Genomic DNA, 14154 nt, shown 5'->3' on the forward strand with positions numbered 1-14154 from the left:
CTATTGTTCCATCAAAAGCTTCATAATTTCCTCTGCGGCAACCTTGCCTTTTTCCTTTAGGAAAGGTCTGGATGTATTGTCCCCAAGCTCAAATACGATGGCGGGCATGCCATGGTTTACGTAGAAATACTTACTGGATACCATAGTGGGGTCCAACTCATCCGAAGCACTGATATTGGTTTTCTTTTGAGGTAAACGCTCACTGATGTTTGCTATCCAATCAAAGATGATTTTTCCTTCTGCACCCGTCACCGTTGTATCGATTGGGTAGTAGATATCATCCCAGGTAGAATGAAAATCAGCTCCGAAAACGAAATCATAGGTTTTGTCTTTCTCCACCAGAAAGTCCCGAACATTTCTCGTTTCAGGCTGGTTGAAGTTTTGCCAATCCCTGTTTAGGTCAATACCACCCATATTATGTCTCCAGTGTCCGTTATCGGCTCCATCTGGATTCATGAGCGGAACCACGAAAACCGTGTGCTCCTTCCGGAATGTTTGGGCAAGTTCAGAATCGCCAGCAATGGTTTCGATAAACGATTTCATCGCCAAAAACCCGGTCACTTCAGGTGGATGCTGTCGGGAAATGATCATTAATGCCTTTTGCGTTTCCGAATTTTCGTTGATTTCCATGAGGTGCATCGTTCGTTTCTCTTTGGAAAGACCGATAGGGTAATTCTCAACAAACGCTTTTTGACTTAATGAATCTACCCATTCCTGTACCACAGCAGAGGTATACAGTTCCTGGGCGCTAACCCAGGTTGGGGATTCGTTAATATTGAGCGTTATTTCGGTAGACTCGGGTGCTGCCTGTATCCCAAATTCACCTTCACCCGGGTTGATAGCCTTGAACCGTGTGCTATCCAGTGGGGCAAAATTCCTTCCATCCGTACTTATTTTTGGGTAATATCGGCTTCTGGAGTCCTGATAGTTTAACTGAACGGTTATTTCACGCGGCTCCTTGGACCAAACCTGAAAAGCATACCACGGACTTACGTTGATGGGTGTATTTTCTGCCGTCACCCAAATGGTGTAGTGATCATTGCCATCGTAGGCTACGCCATTTAATCGGGCACCATCAAATTGGTTGGAAAAATACACGGTACTGTCATTAAAAGCCCAAACACCTCTCCATTGTTTTTGAACTGGTTTGTCCACCGTGGGCACCACGGGACTTTTGCCTTGTCCTTGGTAACCTGTTTTTTCTTCGGTTTCAGCAGTTGAGGTATTTTTTTTACAGGAGCATATCAATGTTGTGGAAGCTAGTATTCCGATAAGGATTGAACGTTTAATGTGCATGGTCTTCAATAGTTTTGGTTGGTTCTGCTACGAAAATAATGACTTGAAATTCAGCAAAACGAAAAAATTATAGAAAATGTAACCGTTTTTTTTGCATCTTTGCCCCATCATGAAGTTATAAGAATTATGTACGCGATAGATGTCACCATTGGCCTTAGGCCAAACCAGTAACCGAAACTCCTTAGGTGAATCTGACATTTACTTTCTTTTTTCACACATAATTCTTAGATAATGACACATCTTCATACACATTCATTTAAAAAATTCATCCATTATTTCTGGATAGCGATTTCAGGCAAGGAAACCGAATTTACCTCTGGAAGCATCCGTAAGGCCATCTTTATGCTTTCTATTCCCATGATCTTGGAAATGCTCATGGAATCCATTTTTGCATTGGTGGATATTGCCTATGTTTCCAAAGTAAGCGTCAATGCGGTGGCTACCATAGGGCTTACAGAGTCGGTCATCACTTTGGTGTATGCCTTGGCCATTGGGCTCAGTATGGCTGCAACCGCTGTTGTGGCCCGTAGAATCGGAGAAAAAGATGTGCAAGGCGCACGGATTGCGGCGGTACAAGCCATCAGTTTGGGCGTTTTGATTTCTATATTGATAGGCATTATCGGTATCATATATGCCAAGGATATTTTGGCCTTGATGGGCGGGGAACCTGAATTGATCGCCGAGGGCTACGGTTATACCCAATGGTTGATTGGTGGCAATATTACTATTACACTTTTGTTTTTGATCAATGCCATTTTCCGTGGTGCGGGGAATGCTTCCATTGCCATGTGGGCCTTGGTACTTTCCAACGGACTCAACATTATCTTGGACCCCATGTTCATCTTTGGTTTTGGACCTATTCCCGAAATGGGCGTAAAAGGTGCAGCAGTGGCCACCAACATTGGCAGGGGAACCGCGGTGCTTTTTCAATTGGGCATTTTGTTCTTTGGTTGGGGCAAGATAAAGTTACTGGCCAAGGATTTGGTTCTGAACTTTAAGGTTATGTTGAATCTTATCAAGGTATCCTTAGGGGGCATTGCCCAGTTTTTGATAGGTACTTCCAGCTGGATTTTTTTGATGCGCATTATGTCGGAGTTCGGTAGCGAAGTATTGGCAGGATACACCATTGCCATTCGGGTAATGATGTTCACCTTGATGCCTTCTTGGGGTATGAGCAATGCCGCGGCGACCTTGGTAGGCCAAAACTTGGGTGCCAAACAGCCCGAACGTGCCGAGCGTTCCGTTTGGAAAACAGGGAAATACAATGCTATTTTTATGGGAACGGTATCTTTGGGCTACCTCATTTTTGCCAAAACCATCATTTCTTGGTTCAACGCTACCCCAGAGGTGGTAAAGAGTGGAGCGCTTTGCTTGCAGATAATTGCCCTCGGTTACATTTTTTACGCTTACGGCATGGTGGTTACTCAAGCCTTCAATGGGGCAGGGGATACCAGAACCCCTACCAAGATCAATTTGATCTCATTTTGGTTCTTCCAATTGCCATTGGCCTATGTTTCCGCTTTGGTTTTGGGGTGGGGTGCCATTGGTGTTTTCTTGGCCATTACCTTGGCCGAAGTACTGTTGGCGGTATTGGCCATGGTATGGTTCAAAAAAGGAAAATGGAAGCAAGTCCAAGTATGATGGGTTTCGTATCTTTGATATAATCCATTTGAAAACCTTAATTTAGAGGACATGGACATAAATTTTCAAAATAAAAAGATTGAATTGATCCAATGGCTTTCCACTTTGGATGATGAATCCACAATTGAAAAAATAATCAAGCTTAGGGACAGTGAAAGGGCCGATTGGTGGGAAGGGCTTTCTCAAAAAGAAAAGGATTCCATTTCAAAGGGGATAAAAGATGCAGATTCTGGGAATACCCAACCACATTCAAGTGTGAAGAAAATATATGGCAAGTGGTTATAAAATTTTATGGACACAAAACGCCATTTTGGAACTGGAAGGTATCATTGCCTATTTGGATGAACATTGGACGGAGAGAGAGTTAAAAAACTTTTCTCGTGAATTGGACCATGTTATGGAGTTGATTTCTAAGAATCCCGAATTGTTCCAAGCATCCAGCGCAAAAAAGGATGTAAGAAGAGCCGTAATTGGCATATATACGAACTTGTACTATCGAATGGGCTCAAACACCGTAGAGATTCTTTCATTATTTTCCAACAGGCAAAACCCAAGCAAACTCAAACTATAACTAAAAAGACTGGCTCAATATGAATAACAATAAAAAAGGAGTGAACACCATCTGCACCCACGTCGGGGAATTGGAGGATAAAGAATTCAAAGGGGCAGTATCTCCCTTGTATATGAGCACCTCTTACCAATTTGAGGATGTGGATGTGAAGCGGTATCCCAGATATTACAACACGCCCAACCAGGAAGCGTTGTGCAAAAAATTGGCAGCATTGGAGCATACCGAAGCTGCTTTGATATTTGGCAGTGGCATGGCGGCCATCAGCACAGCTTTAATGACCTTTTTACAGCAGGGTGACCATGTGGTATTGCAACAGACAATTTATGGGGGTACTTATCATTTTGCGGTAAGTCAGTTGGAGCGCTTTGGAATCGAGTATTCTTTCACCGAAGGTTGGGAGGTATCCGATTTTGAACGAGAAATCAAACCCAATACCAAGGTGTTGTACCTAGAAACGCCCTCCAATCCCTTATTGACCATTACAGATATCAAGGGCGTAGCCGATTTGGCCAAGAAGAAAGGAATCCTGTCCATGATCGACAATACATTTGCCAGTCCCATAAATCAAACCCCAGCTGATTTTGGTATTGATGTGGTGGTGCACAGTGCAACCAAATATATGGGCGGACATTCGGATATTACGGCAGGTGTGGTAGCGGCATCAAAAGAGCATATGGATATGGTATGGCAAACAGGCATCTGTTTTGGAGGTAGCTTGAGCGAATACACGGTTTGGTTGTTGGAGCGCAGTTTAAAAACCATGGCCATTCGGCTGAAGGCACAAAATGAAAATGCGATGCAAATGGCCACATACCTCAGTCAAAATACGAATGTGGACAACGTCTATTATCCCGGTTTGAAGGGTCATCCAGGCCATGAAGTGGCGAAATCGCAAATGACAGGATTTGGTGGAATGCTTTCGTTTGAGTTAAATCCAGAAATTGATGCATCGCTCTTTTTCAAGGAATTGAAGCTAATCAAACCATCCATGAGTTTGGCGGGGATAGAGAGCACTATGCTTTCACCAACGCAAACCTCACATTCCCTTATGAGTCCAGAAGATAGGGCCAAACAAGGAATAAAGGATTCATTGATTCGCTTTTCTTTGGGAATAGAGGAAATAGAAGATTTGATTGCTGATATAGAACAGGCCATTGCCAAAGTAAAATCCATGACCGTTACGGCTTAACACCTATGAAGTTAGATATTTTAGTATTTGGAGCGCATCCCGATGATGCCGAATTGGGGGCCGGTGCCACCATTGCAAAGGAAGTTTCCAAAGGAAAAAGAGTAGGCATCGTTGATTTGACCCGCGGGGAATTGGGCACACGGGGCTCAGCCGAAATCAGGGACCAAGAAGCGGCCAAGGCAGCCGAAATCTTGGGCGTTGCCGTTCGGGAAAACATGGAATTTGCCGATGGTTTCTTTGTGAACGATAAGGAACACCAATTAGAACTCATCAAAATCATCAGAAAATATAGGCCGGATATTGTGATATGCAATGCGGTGGAGGACCGTCATATTGATCATGCCAAAGGAAGCAAGCTCGTGAGCGACTCCTGTTTTTTGAGCGGACTCAGAAAAATTGATACCAAAATGGACGGGGACGACCAATGGCAGGACGCCTGGAGACCCAAAGTGGTGTATCACTTTATACAGTGGAAAAACCTTGAACCCGATTTTGTGGTCGATGTCACTGGTTTTATCGATAAGAAAACGGAAGCCATCATGGCGTATGCTTCGCAGTTTTATGATCCCAACAGTAAAGAGCCTGAAACTCCCATCAGCAGTAAAAACTTTACGGATAGCGTGAATTACCGCGCACGGGATTTAGGTCGTATGATCGGGGTGGAATATGCCGAAGGCTTTACCGTAGAGCGCTTTGTGGGTGTTGACAGCCTTTACGACTTGATCTAGGAAGCTTTTTGGTAGCGGTTGACCGCTTTGGGCACGGTAAAGTAAAAGGTAGTCCCTTTGCGTGGAACACTGTCCACCCAAATTTCGCCATTGTTTTTAAGCACCATTTCTTTGCACAACGAAAGTCCGAGACCAGTGCCTTTCTCATTATTGGTACCGTAAGTGGTGATGTTGGAAGAGTCCTTGAAAATGGAACGTTGCATTTCCGCTGTCATTCCAATACCTGTGTCACGAATGGATACCTGCCACATGCCAGCTTTTTCCACGGCGTTTATGGTAATCAATCCATTTTCGGGCGTGAATTTGATGGCGTTGCTCAAAATATTTCGGACAACAATATCCATTTGATGGCTATCGGCCCATATCCTTGGATTTTCAGGTAGTTGGTTGATAATCTTAATGGACTTGCTGTTGGCAACCTCCGATAGTAATTGAATATTGTTGTTCACCAAATTTGAAAGGGAGACCCGTTTAGGTTTGGTCACCACTCCGTTGAGTTGGTTCATACCCCAAGACAACAAGTTGTTCAGCGTAAAAGAGATATTATCCACATCGGTTTTTAGCTTTGGGATGAAGGATACGAATTCCTTGGTGCTTATTTCACCATCCGTAAATAGCTTTAGCATGCTTTGTAGCCCACCGATTGGGCCCCGAAGGTCATGGCCGATGATGGAGAACAGCTTGGTATTGGTCTTATTGATTTCGTGCAATTGCGCTTCCCGTTGTGTTACGGCAGTGGACTTTTCCTTGAGCTCCCTGTTCAGTTTTCTTTGGATGTTCTCACTTCTGCGGATCACAAAGGTGATGATGCTGAGAATCATAAGGATAATAACCGAAAAATAGATGTAGTTCCTTTGTTTGGCCAAGGCTGTCTCATTGGCCTCGATAAGTTCCTGTTTTTCCTGTTCGTATTGCAATTTGGTCTCCAAAAGGGAAAGACTTTGTTTGTTCTTATCCTTGAAGAGGGAGTCGGACAATATTTTAAAACTTTCCAGATAGGCCAATGCCTCAGGAGTATTGCCATTTTTCTTGTGCAATTTGTACAAAGTTTCGGAGCAATCTATTTTTCCTTGCAAGGATTTGATTTTATCGGACAATGCAAGGCCTTTTTTGGCATATACTAAAGCAAGACTGTCCTGCTCCAAACCAAAATATACTTTGGCCATCCCGTTCATCAATTGAATCTTGATCCGGTCATCTTCAATCTGATGTTTGAACAATATATTGCTCTGATCGTACCAGTATAACGCCCACTTGTATTTTTCTTGATCAAGATAAATATCGCCTTTTACTTCGTAGGCATAGGCCAGCCAATCATATACTTTATGCTTTTCAAAAGTACTGATGCTCCTGTTGATATTGAACATGGCATTTTTGTAATCCTTCGCGTCCTTGTAGAGCGATGCCATGTTGCTTTGTGTTTCCGCGTCAATTACCTCATCGCCTAATCTCCTGTTTATTTTTTGAACAGTGTCATAGAACATCAGGGCATTTTTAAAATCTTTTTGGTCCGCATACAATCCTGCAATATTCTCGTTCAATACGGACAGCATCGGTTGGTTGTCAATCTCTCTGGCCAAATCTATGCCCTTCAGGTTGAGGTTTAATGCCTCGGCATAATTGCCCTCAAAACTATAGTTTTGGGCCATGGCATTTATAATGGAAAGTTCGGAGGGAATGTCCTTGGCTTCTGTTGCCAATCTAAGGGCTTCTTGGAACAAGGGCATGGATTTTTCTCGCTCCCCTTTGTTGTAATAGTAATTGCCCAGTGCATCCAACCCCTTTACTTTACCGTAGGTGTAATCTATTTGTTCGCTATACTCCAAAGCTCTCTTTCCTATGGAATAAAGGCTATCCATTTCCAAATAGCGGTACGAAAAGGCAAGTTCCACCAATAGTTTGATATGTGTGGTGTCCTTAGGGTTAAAACGGTTGGTGGACTCCAAGCGCTGAAGACGGTAGGCCAAGCTATCCCTTTCGTTGGAGGATTGTGCCAGAACCGGTAGCGATACGGCGACCATGAAGGCGCAAAGTAAAATGCGCAACATGGTCGTGGCATGCTTTGGTATGAAGTTTTTTTCTGACAACACCAAGTTGAAAATATTTGCTGTAAAACTAATTTTAAAACGACACGATGGGAATTAAATGTTGTGAAATGCCCAAAAATGTGTGTTTGGTCTTAAAAACGTGCATTTTATCGATAAATTATACGGTTTGGCGTTTGAATGCAGGGTAACAGAAAATCAATTGGTTGGTGAAGCCCTTGAATGGGGCGGGAATAATAAATTGTTGGAATTTGAAAAATATTTTGGTCGAATCATTACAAAAAAGTATTTTTGCATCCGCTTTAAATGGTGGTTGTAGCTCAGTTGGTTAGAGCGCTGGATTGTGGTTCCAGAGGTCGCCGGTTCGAACCCGGTCTTCCACCCTTGAGTATAAAAAAATCCCGTACCTGAATTGGTTCGGGATTTTTGTTTTTAGCTTGAATTTTGGATATACTTTTGTTCAAGTTTAAAATCTCATATTCTTTTTTATGCATAGAAAAAGCCCCCACATCGGAGGGCTTTTCTATCTACAAAAGGTCAATCTCTTAATCCGCAGCCTTGTCAACCACCAATCTTCCAGGTCTGTTGGCAATTTCCCAAGCCGTGTAAAAAATAAGACGGGTTCGGTTTTCCAACAAATCGTAGTTGATTTTATCGGGAGTGTCACCAGGGCGGTGATAGTCTGCATGGGTACCATTAAAATAAAAGATGATTGGAATATTGTTCTTGGCAAAATTGTAATGATCGCTACGGTAGTAAAAACGATTGGGGTCGTTCTCATCATTATAGGTATAATCAAACTCGATGTTGGTGTATTTTTTATTCACCGCTTCGGATAGGTTGTGCAGTTCCGTACTCAACTTGTCCGAACCGATTATGTAGAGGTAATTTCTCGCCCCAGCGTAGTTGGGGTCAATACGCCCGATCATATCAATGTTGAGGTCCACCACGGTATTTTCCAAAGGAAAGACTGGGTCAACGTCAGTATAATACCTTGATCCCAAAAGTCCTTTTTCTTCTCCAGTCACGTGTAGAAAAACTACCGAACGTTTGGGGCCGTTACCTTCATCGGCCGCTTTTTTAAAGGCTTGAGCGATTTCCAACAAAGCCACGGTACCCGAACCATCGTCGTCCGCACCATTGTTGATTTGCCCATCGGCAGTGACCCCTATATGATCTAAGTGGGAGGAAATGATCACATATTCCTCTGGTTTTTCACTTCCTTTAATAAAGGCCACCACATTTTCGGAATCGATCTGGTCATTGCCACTGGTCAAATTCAAATCAATATCGGCCTGTACAACTTTAGGAACGTCGTCTTCCTCAATGTCAGACTTAATGGCTTGTGCAGCGGGCATGTCCAAGATAAGCAGCATCGGGTTGTCGGTATCCCCGGCAAGTTGCATTCTTCCGCTGTCATTGGTTCTGATAAAATCAAAATACCCTCGGAATCTTGGGAAGTTTTGAACATCGAGGTACAAAACGCCTTTGGCTCCCTTGTCGTTGGCAATGGATGCTTTTTTGCTGATGGATTCGGACAGATTGCTCCATTCCGATTTTTTTGAGGTACCGGACAACACATAATTTCCATCACTGTCCACAGGCTCGCCTGCCTTCATCAGTACCAATTTGCCTGATACATCGATGCCGCTGTAATCGGAATAGTCCCCATCTTCGATACCATATCCTGCGTACACAATTTCGTTATAAGTGCCCTGGGCAGAGGTAAAGGTCACCACTTCTTTGCCCAGTTCAAAGGCTTGACCATTAAAACTTAGGCTTCCCACAGGAACTTTTGAAACTTCCAAAGGCACTTTTTGAAAGTAATCCCCATTGGATTTGGCAGGGGGAACATCCAAGGATTGGTAGTGCGCCTTGATATATTCCACGGCTTTCTTCTGTCCCGGAGTGCCGGTTTCCCTTCCTTCAAACTCATCCGAAGCGTAGGTGTATAAATGTTCCTTGAGGTCTGCCTCGGTAATTGTTTCGGCATACGGCACAGGGTCCGCCATAGGTTTGGCTGCCTCGGAAACGGTTTTTTGGGAAGAATTGCATGCCAAGGATAACCCCAGCACCAAGAGAAGTAATTTTTTCATTAGAGTTGGTTTTCAAAATCCCCCAAAAGTAGTCAAAAGTTAGTTAAAGAAATCACATCGACCATTTTAACGGAATCAAGTCCTTTATGTATCTTGGCACTTCGAATTTGTGGAAACCCTTAAATGGCGCACTATGGGCAAGAGCAAAACTGTGATTGTGATCGGAGGAGGAATCGTTGGTCTTTCCACAGCATATTATTTGCACAAGGAAGGACATCAGGTGACCGTATTGGACAAATCGGATATTTCGGCCGGAGCTTCTTTTGTAAATGCAGGCTATTTAACGCCAAGCCATATCGTATCCTTGGCCTCACCTGGCATGATTACCCAAGGAATCAAGTATATGTTCAACTCCTCGAGCCCCTTTTATATGAAACCCAGATGGGATATCGATTTCATCAAATGGGCATGGTACTTTAAAAAGTCCTCCACCAAAGCCAAGGTAGAGAAGGCAATGCCGGTAATTCGCGATATTAACCTGTTGAGCCGGGAACTGTTTGAAGGAATCCAAGCCTCTGGAGATTTGGGCCACTTTGAAATTGGCAACCAAGGGTTGTTGATGATGTTCCAGACCGATAAGGCCCGCGACCACGAAATGGAAGTAGTGGAAAAGGCGAAGGATTTGGGGTTGAACAGTAGATTGTTGACCAAACAGGAATTACAGGATTTGGAGCCCAACCTAACCATCAATGCGAGTGGTGGCATACTTTGGGAATGCGATAGGCATACCACACCACCGTTGATCATGAGGAATATGTTGGAGTTCCTTGAAACAAATGGTGTTGAGATCCATAAAAATGAAAGTGTAACCGACTTGTCGGTTTCAGGAAACCGGGTTACCGATGTTAGAACGGAAAAAGCAACCTACTCGGCCGATGAAGTAGTTTTGGCTGCAGGTTCGTGGACATCCGACCTATCAAAGAAAATCCGATTACAACTGCCCCTACAAGCAGGAAAGGGGTATCGAATCAACATGGAAGAGCCTACGGGAATTACGTTCCCCGCCATTTTGATGGAAAAAAAGATTGCTGTCACCCCTATGGAAGGTTTTACCCGATTTGCCGGCACTATGGAGTTTTCGGGAATCAACCATACCATTCGTAAGGAGCGGGTAGAGGCCATAGCAAAAGGGGTGGAAAGCTACTATGAAGGTTTGAGCATCCCCGAAAAGGCCAAGGCCGAGGCCAAATGTGGACTTCGTCCAGTTTCACCGGATGGGCTTCCTTATATTGGGAGGGTTAAGCACATGGATAACCTCACCATTGCTACCGGTCATGCCATGATGGGATGGAGCTTGGGCCCTGCTACAGGTAAATTGGTCACCGAGATCATTTCCGGGCAAGAATTATCCATGGGTATAGCCCCTTTTGACCCCCAACGTAAATTTTAAGATATTTCTTTCCTATTGCGGCATGATATGTGCCCTAAGATTTTTCGGTTGTTGTTTTTACGATTAATTTTACAACATGAAAAAACACTACGCCATTGCATCTTTTCTCTCGTTGTTCTTCGTTTTTGGGATTTGGTCCCAAGAAGTACAGATTTTTACCCTGAAGGACTTTGACCTTAATGGCAGGGTGAAATCGTGTTTGGTATCCACCAATTATGGCAAAGAATTGTTCGAATTCAATAAAGAGGGGGTATTGACCAAAACCGTGACCCAATATAACGACACGGACCAAGATATTACGTACTACAAATATCAGCATGGGGAATTATTGGAGAAACGGATGGAAAGTTACAAGAACAATGTTCTCGACGAATCCACTTCCATGGCCAATTTTTATGAAGTAGATACCGTTCCAACCAAGACCATTATTGAAAAAATTATTTCGTACGATAAGCAATTCCTGGAGCAACAGCAATACTATTATGATGAGGAAGGTAAGTTGGTGCGCATCACCACTTCCAACGGGGAAGGTGTGGACGAAACCACTTTCGACTATTCCACAGTGAAAAACGAGGAAACGATCAGTACTTTTACCAATGGAATTTTGCAAAAATCCGTACGTACCTCTACCAAAAAGGTGGGAAACAAAACTCAAAAAGTAGTACTCACCAAGGAATATATTGATGGAGAGCCCAATACAGCTAACGAGGAGGTCTTTAACGAAGCCGGTAAATTGGTCACTAGCGAAGACTTTTTATATGATATGGCCGAAAAGGAATTTGTTTCCCAAGAAAAGCGTTTTTATCAGTATACGGATGGAGTCTTGAGCAAAGTGGTCCACAAAACGGTAAACACCGAGTCCACGGATAAGTATATTTTTCAGTTTGATAACCATACCCCCCGTAATTGGGTAAAAAAAATCGTGACGCCAGGAAATAGTTACACCACCCGTACCATTGAATACTTTAAGGAAGCAGAACCCAAGGAACAGACCTCCAATTAACTATTCCAATAATTTCGCTATGATTTCCGGCTTGACTTCATGACCTCCTTTAAAGGTGATGATTTCGGCCTGGCCTTGAAACAATTCATCAATTTTTACTTTCTCACCTTTCAATCGTTCAGGGGTAAGAAATTCATCTTGATCGCCATAGATGATTTTGACTTCGGTTGAATCGTAATCCAGAAAATCAAAATCGGAAGCAGTGAGCTCATTGGGAATACCACCAGCGTAGAGGACCAAGAGTTTACAACGTACTTTTTTGCCCGCAAGCCAACGGGTCGCAATGGAAACCCCTTGGGAGAATCCGAAGACCATAAAATTGACTTTTTCCGGAATATGCTCTGCTTCTAGCACGGCATCAATATAGTTTAGGACGTTTTTCACCTCCATAGCCGTGTTTTCCTTGGTCAACCAACTAGCACCAACGTATTTGTACTCGTTTTTCAAATAGTATTTGGAGGGTGCTTGCGGCACAATGAGGTAGTTTTCCTCCATGTCCAATCCCTCAAAATATTTGACAAAATAGCGGCTTAGATAACCAATACCGTGAAAAATCAGCCAAACATTCTTGGTTTTTGGGGTGAGTTCGTTTTTGGTCAGATAGGTGTTTTCGGTGGAATAGGTTACCGTTTTTTCTGGGTTGGACATGATTGGAATGACTTTGTTCGCTATTGCCTGAGCTTTGTGTAATTTTACAAAAAAGTAGAACGATGAACGAACACAAAGAGAAGATTTTGTCCGTTTGCAACGAAATTTGCAAAAACACCTTGATGGAAACCTTGGATATCACCTACGTGGATGTGGGGGAGAATTTTCTCTTGGCCAAAATGCCGGTCACGCCAAGGGTGCATCAGCCCGATGGTGTGCTCCATGGAGGAGCTTCCGTCGCCCTTGCCGAGAGTGTTGGTAGTGCTGCCTCCTACATTTTTTTGGACGGTCAAAAGTTCTTTGTACGTGGAATCGAGATTGCGGCCAATCACGTAAAGTCCATAAAGGAAGGTTTTGTCTATGCCCGGGCATCCATTTTGCACAAGGGAAGGACCACGCAGCTTTGGGAAATAAAAATCACCGACGAAGAAGGCCAGCTTATCTCCAATTGTAAATTGACCACCATTGCATTACCTAGAAAATAAAGACCTCGATACCATCTTCGATAAGGCAGGGGAGAGTCTGGAAAAAGGCTTGCCCTTTGTCATTTACAGAAAGCCTGATGCTACCCAAATGTACGGTGTTTTTCAGTCTTCCACAGATTTAAAACTGACCAAGGATTTTACGGAAAGCGGCTTTGTTTTTGCACCGTTCGATAAGGCGGATAAGGCCATACTCATTCAACCCGATGCATTTTGGACGGCCGAATATGTCCCTGAAAAGACACAAGGTCCTGCCAATGTTGATTTGGACGAATTGGGGCGTGAGAATCACTTAAAATTGGTGGAACGGGGAATTGCTGAAATAAAAAAAGGAAGACTGCAAAAGGTAGTCTTGTCAAGGCAGATTGCATTGGACATTGCCAAATCCCCTATACAAATTTTCAAGACCCTTCTGAACACCTATACCAATGCATTTGGATATTTGTTCCATCACCCTAAAGTGGGTACTTGGTGCGGTGCCACCCCAGAAACCTTGGTCCGGGTAAAAAATAAACAATTGCAGACCATGTCCTTGGCGGCAACCCTTCCCCATATCGAAAATGAGGAACCCCAATGGGGCGAAAAAGAAATTCAAGAACAACAAATGGTGTCCGAATATATTGGGGACAAATTGGCCCATGCCATGGAAGTTCTAGAGATTGATGAGGCGGAATCCGTTAGGGCGGGCAATTTATGGCATCTTCGCTCCGAAGTTCGAGGTACCATGTTGCCCAATGTAAAAGTGAGGGAAGTGATTAGGGCGTTGCACCCAACCCCTGCAGTTTGTGGCATTCCAACGAACGAGGCCCAATTGTTTATCGCGGCGAACGAAAACTACCAAAGAACCTACTACACAGGTTTTTTGGGGGAACTCAACCTCGCACAAGAAGGGGAAACATCACTTTTTGTAAATCTTCGTTGCATGGAATTGAAAAGCAACAAAGCTTTTATTTTTGTGGGAGGCGGAATCACGGAGGCCTCCGACCCGGAAAGCGAATGGATTGAAACCCAAAACAAAAGCAAAACCATGCTCGGTATTTTGTAAAATGGAGCCATTTGTAGCAA

The 14154-nt window shown here is 43.6% G+C and carries 13 protein-coding genes and 1 tRNA gene; 10 read left to right on the forward strand and 4 right to left on the reverse strand.

What is annotated here, in order from left to right:
• A complete protein-coding gene (locus tag ABNE31_RS10440; RefSeq protein ID WP_349351084.1) occupies positions 1-1296 on the reverse strand; it encodes a M14 family metallopeptidase in 1296 nt (431 codons plus the stop codon).
• Between the two features lie 231 nt (positions 1297-1527).
• Here ABNE31_RS10440 and ABNE31_RS10445 point away from each other — a divergent pair, with 231 nt between their 5' ends.
• From ABNE31_RS10445 to bshB1, 5 genes are read left to right on the forward strand one after another with little or no spacing between them, the layout of a single operon-like run.
• A complete protein-coding gene (locus ABNE31_RS10445; RefSeq protein ID WP_349351085.1) occupies positions 1528-2937 on the forward strand; it encodes an MATE family efflux transporter in 1410 nt (469 codons plus the stop codon).
• A 51-nt stretch (positions 2938-2988) separates the two neighbouring features.
• Positions 2989-3222: a hypothetical protein gene (locus tag ABNE31_RS10450; RefSeq protein ID WP_293283733.1), complete on the forward strand. Its 234-nt coding sequence runs from the start codon at positions 2989-2991 to the stop codon at positions 3220-3222.
• Positions 3206-3508 carry a type II toxin-antitoxin system RelE/ParE family toxin gene (locus ABNE31_RS10455; protein ID WP_349351086.1) on the forward strand — a complete coding sequence of 101 codons (303 nt, stop codon included), beginning with the start codon at positions 3206-3208 and terminating at the stop codon, positions 3506-3508. Before ABNE31_RS10450 ends, ABNE31_RS10455 begins: the two co-directional genes overlap by 17 nt.
• 19 nt (positions 3509-3527) lie before the next feature.
• Positions 3528-4697 carry a PLP-dependent aspartate aminotransferase family protein gene (locus ABNE31_RS10460; protein ID WP_349351087.1) on the forward strand — a complete coding sequence of 390 codons (1170 nt, stop codon included), beginning with the start codon at positions 3528-3530 and terminating at the stop codon, positions 4695-4697.
• Between the two features lie 5 nt (positions 4698-4702).
• The gene (gene bshB1 / locus ABNE31_RS10465; RefSeq protein ID WP_179385627.1) at positions 4703-5425 is read left to right on the forward strand and encodes a bacillithiol biosynthesis deacetylase BshB1; all 723 of its coding nucleotides are present in this window, start codon (positions 4703-4705) and stop codon (positions 5423-5425) included.
• Here bshB1 and ABNE31_RS10470 read toward each other — a convergent pair.
• Positions 5422-7515, reverse strand: a complete 2094-nt coding sequence (locus tag ABNE31_RS10470) for a tetratricopeptide repeat-containing sensor histidine kinase (protein WP_349351088.1) — start codon at positions 7513-7515, stop codon at positions 5422-5424. The two genes, bshB1 and ABNE31_RS10470, sit on opposite strands and share 4 nt — an antisense overlap.
• Positions 7516-7778: 263 nt before the next feature.
• Between ABNE31_RS10470 and ABNE31_RS10475 the strand changes: the two genes are divergently transcribed.
• A tRNA-His gene (locus tag ABNE31_RS10475) sits at positions 7779-7854 on the forward strand.
• Between the two features lie 161 nt (positions 7855-8015).
• On the opposite strand, the gene ABNE31_RS10480 is transcribed toward ABNE31_RS10475, so the two are convergent.
• Positions 8016-9566, reverse strand: a complete 1551-nt coding sequence (locus ABNE31_RS10480) for a M28 family peptidase (protein WP_349351089.1) — start codon at positions 9564-9566, stop codon at positions 8016-8018.
• Between the two features lie 133 nt (positions 9567-9699).
• On the opposite strand from ABNE31_RS10480, the gene ABNE31_RS10485 reads away from it, so the two are divergent.
• Together ABNE31_RS10485 and ABNE31_RS10490 are read left to right on the forward strand one after the other, a co-directional pair.
• Positions 9700-10956, forward strand: a complete 1257-nt coding sequence (locus tag ABNE31_RS10485) for an FAD-dependent oxidoreductase (protein ID WP_349351090.1) — start codon at positions 9700-9702, stop codon at positions 10954-10956.
• Between the two features lie 76 nt (positions 10957-11032).
• Positions 11033-11959, forward strand: a complete 927-nt coding sequence (locus tag ABNE31_RS10490; protein WP_349351091.1) for a hypothetical protein — start codon at positions 11033-11035, stop codon at positions 11957-11959.
• On the opposite strand, the gene ABNE31_RS10495 is transcribed toward ABNE31_RS10490, so the two are convergent.
• Positions 11960-12607 (reverse strand): esterase, encoded by a 648-nt coding sequence (locus ABNE31_RS10495; protein WP_349351092.1) that lies wholly within the window; start codon positions 12605-12607, stop codon positions 11960-11962. It abuts the gene before it with no gap.
• 62 nt (positions 12608-12669) lie between these two features.
• On the opposite strand from ABNE31_RS10495, the gene ABNE31_RS10500 reads away from it, so the two are divergent.
• Together ABNE31_RS10500 and ABNE31_RS10505 are read left to right on the forward strand one after the other, a co-directional pair.
• Positions 12670-13092 (forward strand): hotdog fold thioesterase, encoded by a 423-nt coding sequence (locus tag ABNE31_RS10500; RefSeq protein WP_293283694.1) that lies wholly within the window; start codon positions 12670-12672, stop codon positions 13090-13092.
• Positions 13073-14134, forward strand: a complete 1062-nt coding sequence (locus ABNE31_RS10505; RefSeq protein ID WP_349351093.1) for a chorismate-binding protein — start codon at positions 13073-13075, stop codon at positions 14132-14134. The genes ABNE31_RS10500 and ABNE31_RS10505 overlap by 20 nt, the downstream gene beginning before the upstream one ends.
• The last annotated feature ends 20 nt before the right edge of the window (positions 14135-14154 follow it).

The organism is Flagellimonas sp. MMG031, from assembly GCF_040112705.1.
Taxonomy (GTDB): domain Bacteria; phylum Bacteroidota; class Bacteroidia; order Flavobacteriales; family Flavobacteriaceae; genus Flagellimonas.

What these genes read in the sequence shown, in the direction of transcription:
- ABNE31_RS10500 (WP_293283694.1), top strand. Translation starts at nt 12,670, where the DNA reads ATGAACGAACACAAAGAGAAGATTTTGTCCGTTTGCAACGAAATTTGC.
- ABNE31_RS10455 (WP_349351086.1), top strand. Translation starts at nt 3,206, where the DNA reads ATGGCAAGTGGTTATAAAATTTTATGGACACAAAACGCCATTTTGGAA.
- ABNE31_RS10460 (WP_349351087.1), top strand. Translation starts at nt 3,528, where the DNA reads ATGAATAACAATAAAAAAGGAGTGAACACCATCTGCACCCACGTCGGG.
- ABNE31_RS10450 (WP_293283733.1), top strand. Translation starts at nt 2,989, where the DNA reads ATGGACATAAATTTTCAAAATAAAAAGATTGAATTGATCCAATGGCTT.
- ABNE31_RS10445 (WP_349351085.1), top strand. Translation starts at nt 1,528, where the DNA reads ATGACACATCTTCATACACATTCATTTAAAAAATTCATCCATTATTTC.
- ABNE31_RS10440 (WP_349351084.1), bottom strand. Translation starts at nt 1,296, where the DNA reads ATGCACATTAAACGTTCAATCCTTATCGGAATACTAGCTTCCACAACA.
- ABNE31_RS10490 (WP_349351091.1), top strand. Translation starts at nt 11,033, where the DNA reads ATGAAAAAACACTACGCCATTGCATCTTTTCTCTCGTTGTTCTTCGTT.
- bshB1 (WP_179385627.1), top strand. Translation starts at nt 4,703, where the DNA reads ATGAAGTTAGATATTTTAGTATTTGGAGCGCATCCCGATGATGCCGAA.
- ABNE31_RS10495 (WP_349351092.1), bottom strand. Translation starts at nt 12,607, where the DNA reads ATGTCCAACCCAGAAAAAACGGTAACCTATTCCACCGAAAACACCTAT.
- ABNE31_RS10480 (WP_349351089.1), bottom strand. Translation starts at nt 9,566, where the DNA reads ATGAAAAAATTACTTCTCTTGGTGCTGGGGTTATCCTTGGCATGCAAT.
- ABNE31_RS10485 (WP_349351090.1), top strand. Translation starts at nt 9,700, where the DNA reads ATGGGCAAGAGCAAAACTGTGATTGTGATCGGAGGAGGAATCGTTGGT.